Origin of the sequence: Actinomadura macrotermitis (assembly GCF_009604375.1) — a bacterium.
GTDB classification, from domain to species: domain Bacteria; phylum Actinomycetota; class Actinomycetes; order Streptosporangiales; family Streptosporangiaceae; genus Spirillospora; species Spirillospora macrotermitis.
In genome coordinates, this window is record NZ_WEGH01000001.1 from 1,390,313 (window position 1) to 1,403,814 (window position 13,502).

At 71.4% G+C, this 13,502-nt stretch carries 14 protein-coding genes, 1 tRNA gene and 1 pseudogene; 8 read left to right on the forward strand and 8 right to left on the reverse strand.

Going from position 1 to position 13,502, the window contains the following annotated elements; all coding sequences use genetic code 11:
• The first annotated feature begins 7 nt into the window (after positions 1–7).
• A complete protein-coding gene (locus tag ACRB68_RS06185; RefSeq protein ID WP_328593824.1) occupies positions 8–376 on the forward strand; it encodes an ACT domain-containing protein in 369 nt (122 codons plus the stop codon).
• Here the strand turns inward: ACRB68_RS06185 and ACRB68_RS06190 are convergent.
• Positions 360–1,226 carry an NUDIX domain-containing protein gene (locus ACRB68_RS06190; RefSeq protein WP_153531188.1) on the reverse strand — a complete coding sequence of 289 codons (867 nt, stop codon included), beginning with the start codon at positions 1,224–1,226 and terminating at the stop codon, positions 360–362. The genes ACRB68_RS06185 and ACRB68_RS06190 overlap by 17 nt on opposite strands.
• Positions 1,227–1,312: 86 nt before the next feature.
• Here ACRB68_RS06190 and ACRB68_RS06195 point away from each other — a divergent pair, with 86 nt between their 5' ends.
• The 4 genes from ACRB68_RS06195 to ACRB68_RS06210 all read left to right on the forward strand — a co-directional run bounded on the left by ACRB68_RS06195 (position 1,313) and on the right by ACRB68_RS06210 (position 5,452).
• On the forward strand, positions 1,313–2,713 hold the full coding sequence (locus ACRB68_RS06195; RefSeq protein WP_194293196.1) for a serine/threonine-protein kinase: 1,401 nt from the start codon (positions 1,313–1,315) through the stop codon (positions 2,711–2,713).
• Between the two features lie 76 nt (positions 2,714–2,789).
• On the forward strand, positions 2,790–3,260 hold the full coding sequence (locus tag ACRB68_RS06200; protein WP_153531190.1) for a PaaI family thioesterase: 471 nt from the start codon (positions 2,790–2,792) through the stop codon (positions 3,258–3,260).
• Between the two features lie 18 nt (positions 3,261–3,278).
• Positions 3,279–4,982, forward strand: coding sequence for a signal peptide peptidase SppA (sppA, locus tag ACRB68_RS06205; RefSeq protein ID WP_153531191.1), 1,704 nt, complete (start codon positions 3,279–3,281; stop codon positions 4,980–4,982).
• A 47-nt stretch (positions 4,983–5,029) separates the two neighbouring features.
• The gene (locus tag ACRB68_RS06210) at positions 5,030–5,452 is read left to right on the forward strand and encodes a flavin reductase family protein (RefSeq protein ID WP_328593825.1); all 423 of its coding nucleotides are present in this window, start codon (positions 5,030–5,032) and stop codon (positions 5,450–5,452) included.
• Here ACRB68_RS06210 and ACRB68_RS06215 read toward each other — a convergent pair.
• Both ACRB68_RS06215 and hutI read right to left on the reverse strand, forming a co-directional pair.
• Complete coding sequence (locus ACRB68_RS06215; RefSeq protein WP_153531192.1) at positions 5,443–5,988, reverse strand: ferritin-like domain-containing protein; 546 nt, start codon at positions 5,986–5,988, stop codon at positions 5,443–5,445. The two genes, ACRB68_RS06210 and ACRB68_RS06215, sit on opposite strands and share 10 nt — an antisense overlap.
• Positions 5,989–6,037: 49 nt before the next feature.
• On the reverse strand, positions 6,038–7,204 hold the full coding sequence (gene hutI, locus ACRB68_RS06220) for an imidazolonepropionase (protein WP_328593826.1): 1,167 nt from the start codon (positions 7,202–7,204) through the stop codon (positions 6,038–6,040).
• Between the two features lie 87 nt (positions 7,205–7,291).
• Here hutI and ACRB68_RS06225 point away from each other — a divergent pair.
• Positions 7,292–7,387, forward strand: a tRNA-Sec gene (locus ACRB68_RS06225).
• A 670-nt stretch (positions 7,388–8,057) separates the two neighbouring features.
• Here the strand turns inward: ACRB68_RS06225 and ACRB68_RS06230 are convergent.
• The 4 genes from ACRB68_RS06230 to ACRB68_RS06245 form a co-directional block, all read right to left on the reverse strand.
• Complete coding sequence (locus ACRB68_RS06230) at positions 8,058–9,089, reverse strand: methyltransferase (protein WP_153531193.1); 1,032 nt, start codon at positions 9,087–9,089, stop codon at positions 8,058–8,060.
• Positions 9,090–9,181: 92 nt separating this feature from the next.
• Positions 9,182–9,667: a tellurite resistance TerB family protein gene (locus ACRB68_RS06235; protein ID WP_153531194.1), complete on the reverse strand. Its 486-nt coding sequence runs from the start codon at positions 9,665–9,667 to the stop codon at positions 9,182–9,184.
• A gap of 111 nt (positions 9,668–9,778) precedes the next feature.
• On the reverse strand, positions 9,779–10,195 hold the full coding sequence (locus ACRB68_RS06240) for an SgcJ/EcaC family oxidoreductase (RefSeq protein WP_153531195.1): 417 nt from the start codon (positions 10,193–10,195) through the stop codon (positions 9,779–9,781).
• Positions 10,192–10,803 (reverse strand): MPN domain-containing protein, encoded by a 612-nt coding sequence (locus ACRB68_RS06245; protein ID WP_153531196.1) that lies wholly within the window; start codon positions 10,801–10,803, stop codon positions 10,192–10,194. The genes ACRB68_RS06240 and ACRB68_RS06245 overlap by 4 nt, the downstream gene beginning before the upstream one ends.
• A 268-nt stretch (positions 10,804–11,071) precedes the next feature.
• On the opposite strand from ACRB68_RS06245, the gene ACRB68_RS06250 reads away from it, so the two are divergent.
• On the forward strand, positions 11,072–11,437 hold the full coding sequence (locus tag ACRB68_RS06250; RefSeq protein WP_207709583.1) for a VOC family protein: 366 nt from the start codon (positions 11,072–11,074) through the stop codon (positions 11,435–11,437).
• 14 nt (positions 11,438–11,451) lie between these two features.
• On the opposite strand, the pseudogene ACRB68_RS06255 reads toward ACRB68_RS06250, so the two are convergent.
• Positions 11,452–11,799, reverse strand: a pseudogene (locus ACRB68_RS06255) (response regulator); the annotation flags it as partial.
• Positions 11,800–12,303: 504 nt separating this feature from the next.
• On the opposite strand from ACRB68_RS06255, the gene ACRB68_RS06260 reads away from it, so the two are divergent.
• Entirely contained in the window at positions 12,304–13,095 is a 792-nt protein-coding gene (locus tag ACRB68_RS06260; protein ID WP_153531198.1) for an alpha/beta fold hydrolase, read from the forward strand.
• The last annotated feature ends 407 nt before the right edge of the window (positions 13,096–13,502 follow it).

A 13,502-nucleotide genomic window follows, 5' to 3' on the forward strand; every position in this document is an offset into this window, starting at 1 on the left:
TGACGGGGTGACCTCCCAGCACCTGAAGATCGTCCCCGGTTCGTTCGTCCTCGAGCACCTGCCGAACGCCACCCTGCCCGAGGACGACGAGTGGGTCGCGCTGGTGCGGGCCCCCGAGGGCCTCACCGTCGTGCGGGAGGCGCCCCCCTTCGGCGGCGCCGAGGAGTGGACCGGCTTCTACGGCGCCGAGAGCGCCCACGGCCTGGACGTGCCGGGGATGCTCGCGGCGCTGCTGACCCCGCTGGCCGAGGCGGGCATCTCGGTGTTCGTCGCCTCGACCTTCCACGCCGACCTGGTGCTGGTGCCGACGCGCAAGGCGGCCGACGCCGCCGCCGCGCTGAAGGCGGCGGGGCACCGGGTCAGCGAGCCGGCCTAGGCAGCCGGTCCAGCAGCAGGCGGGGGCCGGTGACGGCCGCGCCCGCCGCCTCGCAGCGCGCGCGCAGCTCCCGGTCGGCGGTCACCACCACGGGCACGGTGCCGGGGGCGGCGTCGGTGACCAGTTCGACGATGCGGTCGTCGCCGCTGCCGGGAGCCGCCACGACCCGCATCCCGTCCGCCGGCTCGTCCGCGACGGACCGGGCCGCGCCCTCCACGACCAGGACGACCTCGGGGAAGACCCGCTCGTAGGGCGCCCCGGGCAGCCCGACGAGGCCGTCCCGGAGGACGGCGAGATCGTCCCGCAGCCGGGCGTTGGCGCCGGCGCGGTCCTTCCACCAGCCGTCCGCGCGCGCTCCGACGACGTTGGCGGCGTCCACGACCAGCTCCACCCGCACCAGGGCGTCGCGGAGCAGCGGCCAGCTGCGGGCGAACGGCGCGAACAGCTTGCGGTCCTCGACCCGCTCGACCGGCACCCACGCGGCCCGGCGCGTCTCGCGGGACGCGGCGCGCACCTCGGTCATCGCCTCGGCCGCGGCGATGACCGAGGTGAAGGACCAGCCGCCGTGGTCCTCGGTGCGGGCGCCGAGGACCCGCACCGTGCCGGTGTCGAGGGTGGACTCCTCCTCGGTCTCGCGGAGCGCGCCGGCCACCGGGTCCTCGTGGCTGTGGATCGCGCCGCCGAACATGCCCCAGGTGCCGCCGCCGAGCCCCCACCACGCGCGCTGCTGCAGCAGGACGTGCACGTCCCCGTCCGGCCCGCGGTGGAACGGCAGCAGACCCGCCGCGCCGAACCTCCCCCAGTGCGTGTGCCCCTGCCCGCAGCGCGCCCAGCCGTCTCCGTCTCCCATGCGAGCGACGATATCGACCGGCCCCGGCCAGTACGGTGGACTCGTCGTTCGGGGGGATGGCACGCGAGTCCGATCGGAGCTCCACGATGTCCGCTGCGCCGCTCGACCACGCCGATCCCCGGCGGATCGGCCGCTACCGGCTGCTCGGGCGGCTCGGCGAGGGCGGCCAGGGCGTGGTCTACCTCGGCGAGGACCCGGCCGGGACGCCGGTCGCGGTGAAGGTGCTGAAGACCACCGACGCCACCGCCCGCGCCCGGTTCGCCCGGGAGATGCAGTCGGCCCGGCAGGTCGCGCCGTTCTGCACCGCCGCCGTCCTGGACTCCTCTGCCGACGGCCCGAACCCGTACGTGGTCAGCGAGTTCATCGACGGCCCCTCGCTGGCGCAGCGGGTCGCCGAGCGGGGGCCGCTGCGCGGCGGCGAGCTGCAGCGCCTAGCGGTCAACACCGCCAGCGCCCTCGCCGCCATCCACGGCGCGGGCATCGTGCACCGCGACCTGAAGCCCGCCAACGTGCTGCTCGGCCCCGACGGGCCGCGCGTGGTGGACTTCGGCATCGCGCGGGCGATCGACGCCGAGACGCACACGCAGCTGGTCGGCACGCCGTCCTACTTCGCGCCGGAGTGGCTGGAGGGGCGGCCGCCGTCGCAGGCGTCGGACGTGTTCGCGTGGGCGGGCACGATCGTCTACGCCGCGACCGGGCGGCCGCCGTTCGGGCCCGCCGACACCGTCCCGGCGATCATGTACCGGATCGCCAACGCCGAGCCCGACCTCACCGGCGTCCCGCCCGCGCTCGCGGGGCTGCTCGCCGAGTGCCTGGCCAAGGACCCGGCGCGGCGGCCGACGGCCCGCGACCTGATGGTCCGGCTGGTGGACCCGGGCGCCCCGGCCGCCTCGGCCGCGCCGCCGCCCTACACCCCGACCGCGCCGATCCTCCCCGCCGCGGCCAAGCCGGCCGCTCCGGTCCGGCGCCGTTCGCTGGGCACCCTGATCGCGCTGGCCGTCATCGTCGCGCTCGCGGTGGGGTTCACCATGTGGCCCGACGGCGACGACAAGCCCGGCTCCGGCGGCGGAGGGCCGGCGTCCCCGCCCGCCTCGTCGTCCACGGCGTCCGTACCGGCCGCGGGCCGGCAGGCCGGTGGCGGCGGGACGGTCCCGGCGGCGTTCGCCGGCACCTGGAAGGGCACCATCACCCAGACCGGCGGGGTCACCGTCTCGGGCACCAGCCAGACCACCGCGACGGTGACGCTGCCGTCCGGCGGGACGGCGGGCAGCGTCGACTACCCCTCCTGGGGCTGCTCGTTCGGGCTGCAGGTCGTCTCCGTCGCCGGGGACGCCATGCAGGTCCGCGAGACCGGCGACACCAAGGCCGGGACGACCGGCTACTGCGTCGGCGGCGCGGTGACGCTCACCCTGCGCAACGGGGCCCTGGACTACCACGCCGGCGACGGCGCGTCCGGGATCACCAACGGCACGCTGCGCAGGTCGTGAGGAAGGGCACGTCGCCGCCCCGGCCCGGACCGAATAGCATTCGGGGCGATATCCGTCCGACCGCGGGGAGAGTCAGTTGAGCGTCGAGGCCGAGGCCGCCGAGCTGTGGAACACCCTGTCCGGCGCCGAGCTGATCCAGGCGATCGCCGACGGCCGCTTCCCCGAGATCTCCGACGTCAACACCCACATCGGCCAGGTGCTGGTCACCGCCGAGCCCGGCCGGGTGGAGATCTCCTGGACGCCGGACGAGAAGCTGTGCAACCCCGGCGGGACCGTGCACGGCGGCTACATCGCGATGATCCTCGACAACGCGGTCTGCCTGGCCGGCGCCAGCACCTGCGAGCGCTTCATGCCGATGCTCACGCTGAACCTGAACGTCGACTACCTGCGCAGCGTCCTGGCGGGGCAGACCTACACGGTGACGGGCACCTGCGTGCACCCCGGGCGGACCCGGATGGTGTCCAACGCGGTCATCACCGACGCCGCCGGGCGCCCGGCGGCGCAGGCGTCGGCGAGCGTCCTGCCCAACAAGGCCTTCGCGCGCTGACCGCATAGGCTGGGCTCCATGGTGGATCCTGGTTCGGTCGTCAACGTCATCAAACAGGCCCGCGAGCGTCGCACCGCCCCGCTGATCCTGGAGCTCGACCTCGCCGACGGCATCGTGGAGACCCCGCCCGCCGACCCGGTCGCGGCCCTTTTGTCCATGCGCCGCACCCACCTGCGCGACGTGCTGGACGGCCTGCGCCGCGCCCGCTCCGACAGCCGGGTGAAGGCCGTGGTCGTCAAGGTCACCGGCGGCGTCGGGCTCGCCATGACCCAGGAGCTGCGCGCGGCCGTCCAGGCCGTCCGCGACGCCGGCAAGTACACCGTCGCCTGGGCCGAGACGTTCGGCGAGGGCGGCCGCGGGAGCGTGCCGTACTACCTGGCCACCGGCTTCGACAAGATCTGGCTGCAGCCGTCGGGCGAGGTCGGGCTGACCGGCGTGGCGCTGGAGGAGCCGTTCCTGGCGGGCGCGCTGGAGAAGGCCGGCGTCCAGCCGCGCTTCGCCAAGCGGCACGAGTACAAGACGATGGCCAACACCTTCATGGAGAAGGGCTACACCCCCGAGCACGAGGAGTCGTCCCGGCGCCTGGTGGCCTCCCTCGGCGAGCAGCTCACCGCCGGCATCGCCGCGGCCCGCGGGCTAACCGAGGAGCGGGTGCGCGAGCTGACCGACCGCGGCCCGCTGCTGGCCGCCGAGGCGCTGGAGGCCGGCCTCGTCGACGCCCTCGGCTACCGCGACGAGGTCTACGCCGAGCTGCGCGCGAAGGCCGGCCCGGGCGCGCAGCTGCGGTTCGTCACCCGCTACAGCCGCACCACGGGCCTGGCCAAGAAGCTGCCCAAGCCCGGCCACCAGGACACCGTCGCGCTGATCAACGGGCAGGGCGCGATCCGGCTCGGCCGCAGCGGCCGCGGCGGGCCGCTGCCCGCGCAGGGCCCGGCGATGGGCTCCGACACCATCGGCGCGGCGTTCCGCGCGGCCGTCCGCGACGACCGCGTCAAGGCGATCGTGTTCCGGGTGAACAGCCCCGGCGGCTCGGCCGTCGCCTCCGACGCGATCTGGCGCGAGGTCGTGCTGGCCCGCGAGGCGGGCAAGCCGGTCATCGTGTCGATGGGCAACGTCGCCGCCTCCGGCGGCTACTACGTGGCGATGGCGGCCGACACGATCGTCGCGCAGCCGGGCACCATCACCGGGTCCATCGGCGTCGTCGTCGGCAAGCCGGTGGTGTCGGGGCTGCTGGAGCGGCTCGGCATCGGGATGGGGCACGTCGCCGACGGCGACCACGCCCGGATGTTCTCCATCACCGAGGACTTCAGCGACTCCGAATGGGAGCGCATCAACGCCTCGCTCGACAGCATCTACGCCGACTTCACCGGCAAGGCCGCCGAAGGCCGCGGCCTGTCGCGCGAGCGCGTCCACGAGCTGGCCCGCGGCCGGGTCTGGACCGGCGCCGACGCCCGCGACAACGGCCTGGTCGACGAGCTCGGCGGCCTGGACCACGCGCTCGACCTGGCCCGCAAGAAGGCCGGCCTCGCCGCCGACGCGCCGGTCCGCACCTACCCGCACGCCTCGCCGCTGGACCGGCTGCGGCCGCCGGAGTCCAGCGAGGACCGCACGGCGGCGTCCGCCCGCTTCGACGGCTGGGGCTCGCTCGGCGGCGTCGCGGCCCGGCTCGGGCTGCCCGCGGCCGGCCCGCTCACCCTGCCCGGCTCCTGGGAGATCCGCTGAACACCGACTTCACCGAGGCGCTCGCCGGGTTCGCGACGGGGGTGGTGGTGCTGACCGTCCGCGACGGCCGCGACGACCTCGGCACCACCGTCACCTCGTTCATGTCGGTGTCGCTGGAGCCGCCGATGGTGCTGGCGGGCGTCGCCACCGGCTCCTACCTCAGCGAGGTGCTCGGCCGCCGGGACCGGTGGGCCGCGACCGTCCTGTCCAGCGAGCAGAAGGCCATCGCGGGACGGTTCGCGGCGGCGGGCCGCCCCGGCGCGAACCTGCTGCTGGCGAGCGCGCCGCACCACCGCGGCCCGCTCTCGGACGCGCTGATCCCCGACGACGGCCTGGCCGCGCTGGAGTGCCGGACGCGGCAGCGGATCGAGGCGGGCGACCACACGCTGTTCGTCGCCGAGGTCGAGTCGGCCGACTACATCGCGCGGCGCCGCACCCCGCTGATCCGCGTCAACCGCCGCTACCTCTGAAGCTCGCGCGGCAGCCGCTCCAGCAGGCCGCGCAGGTCGTCGGCGTGCTCCTCCTCCTGCGCGAGCAGCTGCTCGAAGACGCGCTTGGTGGTGGGGTCGCCGTCGCCGAGCCACTGCACGATCTCGGTGTAGGAGGCGATCGCGACCCGCTCCGCGACCAGGTCCTCCTTGATCATCTCGACCAGGTCGAGGCTGTCGTCGTAGTCGGCGTGCGACCGGGCCGTCAGCGTCTCGGGGTTGAAGTCGGGCTCCCCGCCGAGCTGCACGATCCGCTGCGCCAGCTTGTCGGCGTGCTCCTGCTCCTCGGCGGCGTGCTCGGCGAACTCGGCGGCGACGGTCTCGGAGTAGATGCCGGTCGCGGTGTAGTAGTGCCGCTTGTACCGCAGCACGCACACGAGCTCGGTGGCCAGCGCCTCGTTGCACACCTGGATCACCCGGTCCAGGTCGGCGCCGTACGCCTCGGTGATCGGCCCCTTGTCGATCTCCTGGCGGGCCCGCTCGCGCAACGTCTTGATGTCGGTCAGGAACTCGGCCATGAATACCCCTCTCTCATATGCAGGGGCCACGTTCCCGCCGAAGCCACCTTCACACCTCGCGTTGCCCGGCCTTCCACACCGCTGAGACCAACGGCACACCGGGCCGGTAAGCCAGGTGAATGTGCGAGGCGGCGTCCAGCACAAGCACGTCAGCGCGCGCGCCGGGCCCGAGCCGACCCACATCGGTACGCCGCAGCGCCCGCGCGCCCCCAGCCGTAGCCGCCCACACGGCCTCCGCAGGCGTCATCCCCATATCCCGAACCGCCACCGCGATACAGAACGCCATGCTGGAGCTGTAACAGGACCCAGGATTGCAGTCGCTAGCCAGGGCGACACTCGCCCCCGCATCAAGCAACCGCCGAGCGTCCGGATAAGGCTGCCGGGTAGAGAACTCCACCCCAGGCAAAAGCGTCGCGACAGTCTCAGAAGATGCGAGCGCATCCACATCAGCATCACTCAAAAAGGTGCAGTGATCGGCCGAAGCAGCCCCCAACTCCACCGCAAGCCGAACCCCCGGCCCCTCCCCCAACTGGTTGGCATGCAGGCGCGGCATCAGCCCAGCCCGCATCCCCGCCTCCAACACCTCACGGGCCTGATCGCCATCAAAGGCGCCCCGCTCACAGAAGACATCGACCCACCGAGCATGCGGCGCACACACAGCCAGCATCTCGGTAGAAACCACCCGCACATACTCCTGCGCCCTCCCCACGTACTCAGGAGGCACCACATGAGCCCCAAGGAAGGTCACCTCATCAACAACCTCGGCCGCAATCCGAACGGCCCGCTCTTCTTCCTCCACCGTGAGCCCGTAACCCGACTTGCACTCCACGGTCGTGGTCCCCTGCCGAGCCATCTCCCGAACAAGCCGCCGCAGATTCCCCCGCAGCTCCTCATCGGAAGCGGCCCGAGTCTTGGCCACAGTCGTCCGAATCCCGCCGGCCTCGTAGGACCGCCCGCTCATCCGCGCCGCGAACTCCTCGGCCCGCTCCCCCGCGAACACCAGATGCGCATGCGAGTCGACGAACCCAGGCAGCACGGCCCGCCCGCCCGCATCGAACTCTTCATCAGCCGCCGGCGCGTCCCCACTAGGACCAACCCAGGCGACCTCACTGCCATCCACCACAAGCGCCGCATCCCGCAGCACACCGAGAGGCCCCTCACCGCCCCCCGGCTCGTTGGTGACCAACTCCCCGATGTTCCTGATAACAGTGCTCACCCGCCCAGGATCGCACTGCGCCCAGCAGCCCCCAGCGCCCCCACACCCACCACCGTCTCAAATCCGAGACGGTGTATCGTCCGCCCCGGAGGCGGCAGGGCGCCTGGTGGCCCTCCCGGTCTTCAAAACCGATGGTCCCGAGCACCTCGGGACGGCGGGTTCGATTCCCGTCCGCCTCCGCCACCAGCGGAAACGCCGCTCCCCTGGCCCAGCCGCCCCGCCCACGAACGATCACCGGCGCTCTCATGGGAGCAATAGGGGAACACGCGGTCAAGATCCCGTTCCGGTGCCGTCCTCCGCCGAGCCGAGAAGCGCGACGATCTGCTCCGCCGCGGTCTCGTGGGATTTGGCCGCTGCGGTGGGCGGACAGGATGCCCCATGCAACAACGGGCACCTCGACTGCGAGTCCGCGGTCTCGGGCCCGATCCGCGAGAGGGTATCCAGCACGTGGCGACCATCCGCTGCTCCGCCTTGTCGACCACCAGAGGTCGCTGGACATCCCCGCCGCCACCCCGGACGCCGGTCGGGTCCTGCGCGATGACCAGGGCCGGCTGCGGAAGGCCCACCGGGTCTTCATCAACGGCGAGCTCGCGCAGGTCGATAACAGCACACCCCTGACCGGCAATGACGATGTCGAGTTTCTGACCGCCGTCGGCGTCCGCGGCGCTGCCGGCGTGAACCGCAGCCGCGCAACGCCCAGGCGACCGTGGTTCAGCCCGTCATAGAGCGAGCCGTGGCCATGCGGTAGGGGCTGTAATTTTCAGGGCTTGATGCCGTCTGATCGTCAGTGGTGTTCGTTGTGTGTGTCCTGACGGCGAATGAGTCACCCGCCTCGGCCCTTGTCGAGTGTTCTTCAGGTGGGTTTTCGAGCGATCACGACTCCGTTGGCGCCGGGGGCTTCGAAGTGCTCGACGCGGATTTGGGTGAAGCCGGTGTCTTTCAGCCAACTGCCGTACTCGGCTGCGGTGTAGTTGCGTCCCCAGGTCTCGACGAGCATCGTCAGGCTCATCAGGGCCGCGTCGGCGGGGCCGTCCTTGGCGTCGTTGACCAGCAGTTCGCTGATGAGGATCTGCCCGCCGGGGGCCAGGGCCCGGTAGCACTTGGCCAGCAGCTTCCTGCAGTCGTCCTCGGACCAGTCGTGGAGGATCATCGACAGCAGGCAGGCGTCGTACCCGCCGGGGAGCCGGGGCTCGGCGAAGAAGTCTCCGGAGATGAGTTCGATCCGTTCGGTGAGCCCGGCCTTGTCGATGACCGGACGGGTCAGGTCGCACACGAACGGCAGGTCGTAGATCGTGGTGGTCAGTTCGGGGTGGCGGCGGCACAGTTCGATGGCGTAGGCGGCTCCGCCGCCGCCTATGTCCAGCAGGTTCCTGACGCCACCGAGGTCCACCGAGTCGGCCAGGACACCGGCGGTGAAGACCGACAGCGAGTGCATCGCCTGCCAGAAGAAGTCGACCATGTCCGGGTCGCCGGGGTCGAACAGGCTGCTGCGTTCGTCAGGGTTCCAGGCGGTGGGCCGGTCGGTGCGCAGTGCGTCCATCAACCGCATCCAGCCGGGGTAGTCGTGGACGTCGACGCCCGTGACCCAGCCGCCGAAGTAGTAGCGCTTGCCCTTGACCAGGAACTCCTCGGACAGCGCGGAGTTGCCGTAGCGGCCGGCGTCGGCGTCCAGGAGGCCGAGGGAGGCGCAGGCGGTCACGAGCGTCTCGGTGGGGCGCGGCCGCAGGGCGAGCCGGTCGCCGATGGCCTGGAGGGTGAGCGGCCCGGTGGCCGACAGCTGAGTGAACAGTTCCAGCTCGCAGGCCGCGGCCAGGGTCTTGGAGGCCCACAGGCCGGAGACGATCTGCATGAGCGGTCGGGGCGTGAGCGGCTGGGGGGTGTCCATGGCGTCTCGTCTCCCTGGCTGCTGTCGGGGGTCGGTGCCGCCCGGTCCCGGGTTCGCGCGTCCTTTCGGGACCGGGCGCGGTGATCAGGGCGTCAGAAGGGCTTGTCCTTGGGGTCGGGCCAGACCAGGGCGGCCCGCCGGGCCCGCATCCGCTCCTCGTCCCGGTGGAACTCCACCCACTGGTCCACCAGCTCGTCGGGATGGCCGAACAGCCGGTTCATCGTGCGGATGCTGGCGAGCTCGTCCTCGTGGAGCACTCCGTCGGCGGCACACGCGCGGACGGCGTCGTGGATGATGCCGCGCGAGCAGGCGTTCGCCGCCTGGCTGCCGCTCAGGACGTCCTGGAGCGTGTCGCCGGCCTGGTACTCCTCCAGCTTTTCGGCCAGGCCGTCGGTGCAGCCGAAGGCGGCGAAGTAGCCGACGATCCATTCCCGCTCGGCCGGAGCGATCACGCCGTCTCCCTTGGCGCAGATCATCAGCGCCTTGGCGTACGCCTCGAAGTCGTCGATCGACGGTTTCGAGTCGAAGGACCAGTCCTTTTTGAAGAGCCACAGGGCTCCCTTTTCCCGGGTGTCCATCCCGATCTCCCTTCCGTATTGCTGTGTCGTCCGTCTCCCCGGCCCTCGGGACGGGCCGCGGAGACCGCGTCGTGCGTCCGGGCCGTCCTCGCCAGGGAACGGCCGGGCGTTTCAGTGATCTTCTATTCGTGGAAGCGGCACCATGTTCATGAAGGAGACGATGAGCCACCCGGCGCGTCCGTGTTCCAGGACCGCCTGTGCGTGCATCGTGTTCCCCGGGTTTCCGCCGAGGCCGAGCGCCGGCGAGCCGTCCAGGGTCAGCAGCGTCGAATCCACCTGCGAGACGGCCAGGCGCGGCGCACAATGCCTGACCCGCCGGACGGTCATCACCAGCCGGGTGCCGATGTAGACGGTCGCGAAGAGCCGGTCGTGTGCGGCGGCGATGGCGGCCCGGCCGGCGAGCCGGTCACCGCGTACGGAGGTGAAGTCGGCGTCGGGGGCGAAAGCGCGTGCGAAACGGTCCGCGTCCGCCTGCGCCCACGCCTTTTGCATCGCCGAGAACACCTCGCCCAGTCCGGCGTCGTTCATGGCTCGGCCCAGAAGCGAACATCAATGGCCGGACAGCAGGTCGCATCGATAGCGGGTGGCGGAGCCCATGCGCCGATGGCGTACTGGAATCCGCACCCTGAACGCTCTATGTAACAGATCATGTTGATCGGCCAGCCTGTGCTTCCGAACATGTAGACATCCATTGGTGTCGGTGCCTGGCTGAGGCGCAGTCCGCGCTCGTGAGGCGGGCCGATGCGATGCCAGTCCGGGTGCATGTGGATGGAGCCGAGGATGTCCCATCCCTGTTCCTCGGCCTCCCGGTGGATGCGCAGCAGGTCCTGTGGATCGGCCCAGAAACCCCGGTGCTCGTTCTCGTAGGCCATGCCGAAACGAGGGACGATCCCCGAGCGGAACTCCGCGGCGGCCGCCGGGTCGGTGGCCCGTACGCTCCGCCCCGGAGCGATCTGCCGGATCAGGGCCACGTCCTCGATGGCCTCTCCGACAAGGACGGCGAAGCATGACAGCGGCGTGCTGGGGGTGCACAGCTCATAGGTCCGCATCGCCGCGGTGAGGAACGGCCGCAGCACATGGTGGGCGACGACGGCCGTGCGGCAGTTCAGACTTCGACCGGTGATCGTCTCCGTCATCACTTCCCCTGACTCTCAGTAGCAACACTGCCGCATAGAGTGAGCAAGCTCAAGGCAAAGCTCACCTGTACCGGGGGTGCGACAACAGAGCCCTCGGCGCTACGTTTCCGCCGACCACACAGGGGCACGGCTCAATCGCACAGAGTGGCGGAACTGCGGTATGCCGCGAACGTCCGCATGGCGTCGAGGTGTGCCGTCCCTCAAAGCCGGGAGATCTCTTCGTTCGCGCCCGCGTCTCCGCTCACCAGCCGATCCAGGGAGGCATCACATGCCCCGGCCGACCATCCGGCACCTCGCCCTCTACGCCCGCGACCCCCAGGCTCTGGCGCGGTTCTACCGCGAGCACTTCGCCATGGACGTCATCCTCACCGACCCGGAGGGCAACCATTTCCTGGGCGACGGCTACCTGACGCTCGCCCTGCTGAAACTGCAGATGGCCGGCGAGGCCCCCGTCGGGATGAACCACTTCGGCTTCCACATATCCGACGCCGCCCGAACATGCGCGGAGCTGTCCGACGCCGGGCTCGAGCAGCCCGCGCTCCGCGCCTCGAAACGCCCCTTCGCCGAGTACCGGGCGATCGACCCCGAAGGCAACTGGTTCGACCTGTCCGAACACGGATACGGCATTCCCTGACCGCCATGATGCCGCAGGGCGTCGCCGTGGGCCGCGACGCGGACGCCCTGCAGCAGGTCGGCGGGTTCGGTGTCCTTCACCATGAAGCCGCACGCGCCGGCGCGCAGCGCGTTGAAGACGTACTCGTCGAGCCCGTAGTTGGTGAGGATCACGACGTGGACGCCGGACAGCCGTTCGTCGGCGGCGATGAGCCGGGTCGCCTCGATGCCGTCCAGCACCGGCATCTGCACGTCGAGCAGGACGACGTCGGGCCGGTGCTCGCGAGCGAGGGCGACACCCTGCTCGCCGTCGGCACCTTGCCCGTGTGGTGCGGGAACGGACCGAACTGGACCAGGGTGGAGCGCAGAGGCCCAGGTGGTCATCTTTAGCGCTCTGACCAGCCGGAACAGCACTGTGGCGGATGGCGGCGGACGGTGCTGTGGTGGTGCGTCGGACTCTAGAACCGCCGCTCTCATGGAACACGCAGTCAAGATCCCCTTTCGGTACCGTCCTCCACCGAGCCGACGGCGGCAGGCCGATCTCGTTGTTGAAGGAGCGGTCGTGCGCCACGGTCGGGGCGGGCCGCTGCGGGACTGGAACAGCAGGTCCTTTCGTGGACCTGCCGGTCGAGCCGGTGAGGGCGATCAGGGTGGTACTGGTCAGCCGGGCCGCGACGGCCTTGGCCACCAGGACCACTGATCGGCGGGCCGCCGCGTGGATGCCGGAACACCACCCCGAGGGGTTCGCGCGGCTGGGGCGTCGAGGGCGGAGAGCGTGCCGGTGGAGACGCCCGGCGAATGTGCGGACCCATGAACGAGCGGGGCGGTAACCTCCGCCGCTTCCGTTCGTTGATCATGGTGTAGGTGGTCGGGTGACAGGAGGTGTCCATGGCGGACGTGCGGGCGACGGTGTGGGGAGATGGCGCGGTCTCGGCGGTGTTCGTCCATGGGATCTTCAGCTGGGGTTCCGACGAGCTGTACGGGTTCGGCAACCAGCGGCCGCTGGCGGAGGAGTTCCGGCTGGTGATGATGGACCGGCGCGGCCACGGGGCGAGCCCGGACATCGAGGGCGGCGATTACGAGGTGGACGCCGACGACATCATCGCCCTGCTCGGGGACGGGGCCCATCTGGTGGCGCACTCCTACGGCGGTGCGGGCGCGATGCTCGCCGCCGCGCGCCGACCGGACCTGGTGTGGTCGCTGACGTTGATCCAGCCCGGCACCCTGCGGCCCGCGGCCGGGCATCCGGTGGTGGACCAGGCGCTGGAACGCGCCCGCGCCGGCACCGCCGGCCTGCCGGCCGAGATGACCCCGGAAGAGTATCTGCGGGCGTCCACCGAGGGCATCGGGATGCCGGTGCCGCCGGCTACGCCGGAGCGGCTGCGGGCGGTGCGCACCGCGATGCGCGAACGGCCCTGCTGGGACGCCGACATCCCGCTGGACCCGCTCGCCGAGGCGCCCTGGCCCAAGCTGATGATCTCAGGAACCTGGGAGGACGCCCCGGAGCTGTACCGCCGCTATGCGGGCGAGCCGTTGATCGCCGCCGCGGAGTTCATCGCCGACCGGATCGGCGCGCGGTATTTGAGGGTGCCCGGTTACTATCCGCAGGTCCAGCAGCCCGGCCTGGTCAACGATGCGCTGCGGGCGCTGTGGCGGGAAGCCCGCCCCGAGCAAAAGTAAGCTCGACGACCCCTCTCCCGGAGAATGCGGCAAAGCCCTCGGCCCAGGCCGAGCGCGCGGAAGGGCCGTTAGGAGCGAAGCAGCCGGGTGTGCTGTTCACGACGGGGGCATCGGCACCGCCTGCCTGGGCCGGTGAGCACGATCCGCGCCCGCCGCACCTTCCTTGCCGCCGAGCGAGGCTTTGCCGAGAACCTGGCCCGGCACTCGTTGGGGAAGTCGAACGCGACCTGGCGTGGAAGAAGCTGCCGGAGGTCGCCACCGCCGTGCAGCTCGCTCCGCGGTGGCTGCAGGTCGACGATGCCTTCAAGGCAGCCTGTGACGGCGGATGGTGTCGTGGTGGGGCTTCGGACTTCGAAACCCGGTGGTCCCGAGCATCTCGGGACAGCGGGTTCGATTCCCGTCCGCCT

Excerpts from the sequence above, each read along its gene's own strand:
- ACRB68_RS06190 (WP_153531188.1), bottom strand. The coding sequence starts at position 1,226 with ATGGGAGACGGAGACGGCTGGGCGCGCTGCGGGCAGGGGCACACGCAC.
- ACRB68_RS06195 (WP_194293196.1), top strand. The coding sequence starts at position 1,313 with ATGTCCGCTGCGCCGCTCGACCACGCCGATCCCCGGCGGATCGGCCGC.
- sppA (WP_153531191.1), top strand. The coding sequence starts at position 3,279 with ATGGTGGATCCTGGTTCGGTCGTCAACGTCATCAAACAGGCCCGCGAG.
- ACRB68_RS06215 (WP_153531192.1), bottom strand. The coding sequence starts at position 5,988 with ATGGCCGAGTTCCTGACCGACATCAAGACGTTGCGCGAGCGGGCCCGC.
- ACRB68_RS06230 (WP_153531193.1), bottom strand. The coding sequence starts at position 9,089 with ATGGACACCCCCCAGCCGCTCACGCCCCGACCGCTCATGCAGATCGTC.
- ACRB68_RS06235 (WP_153531194.1), bottom strand. The coding sequence starts at position 9,667 with ATGGACACCCGGGAAAAGGGAGCCCTGTGGCTCTTCAAAAAGGACTGG.
- ACRB68_RS06240 (WP_153531195.1), bottom strand. The coding sequence starts at position 10,195 with ATGAACGACGCCGGACTGGGCGAGGTGTTCTCGGCGATGCAAAAGGCG.
- ACRB68_RS06245 (WP_153531196.1), bottom strand. The coding sequence starts at position 10,803 with ATGACGGAGACGATCACCGGTCGAAGTCTGAACTGCCGCACGGCCGTC.
- ACRB68_RS06250 (WP_207709583.1), top strand. The coding sequence starts at position 11,072 with ATGCCCCGGCCGACCATCCGGCACCTCGCCCTCTACGCCCGCGACCCC.
- ACRB68_RS06260 (WP_153531198.1), top strand. The coding sequence starts at position 12,304 with ATGGCGGACGTGCGGGCGACGGTGTGGGGAGATGGCGCGGTCTCGGCG.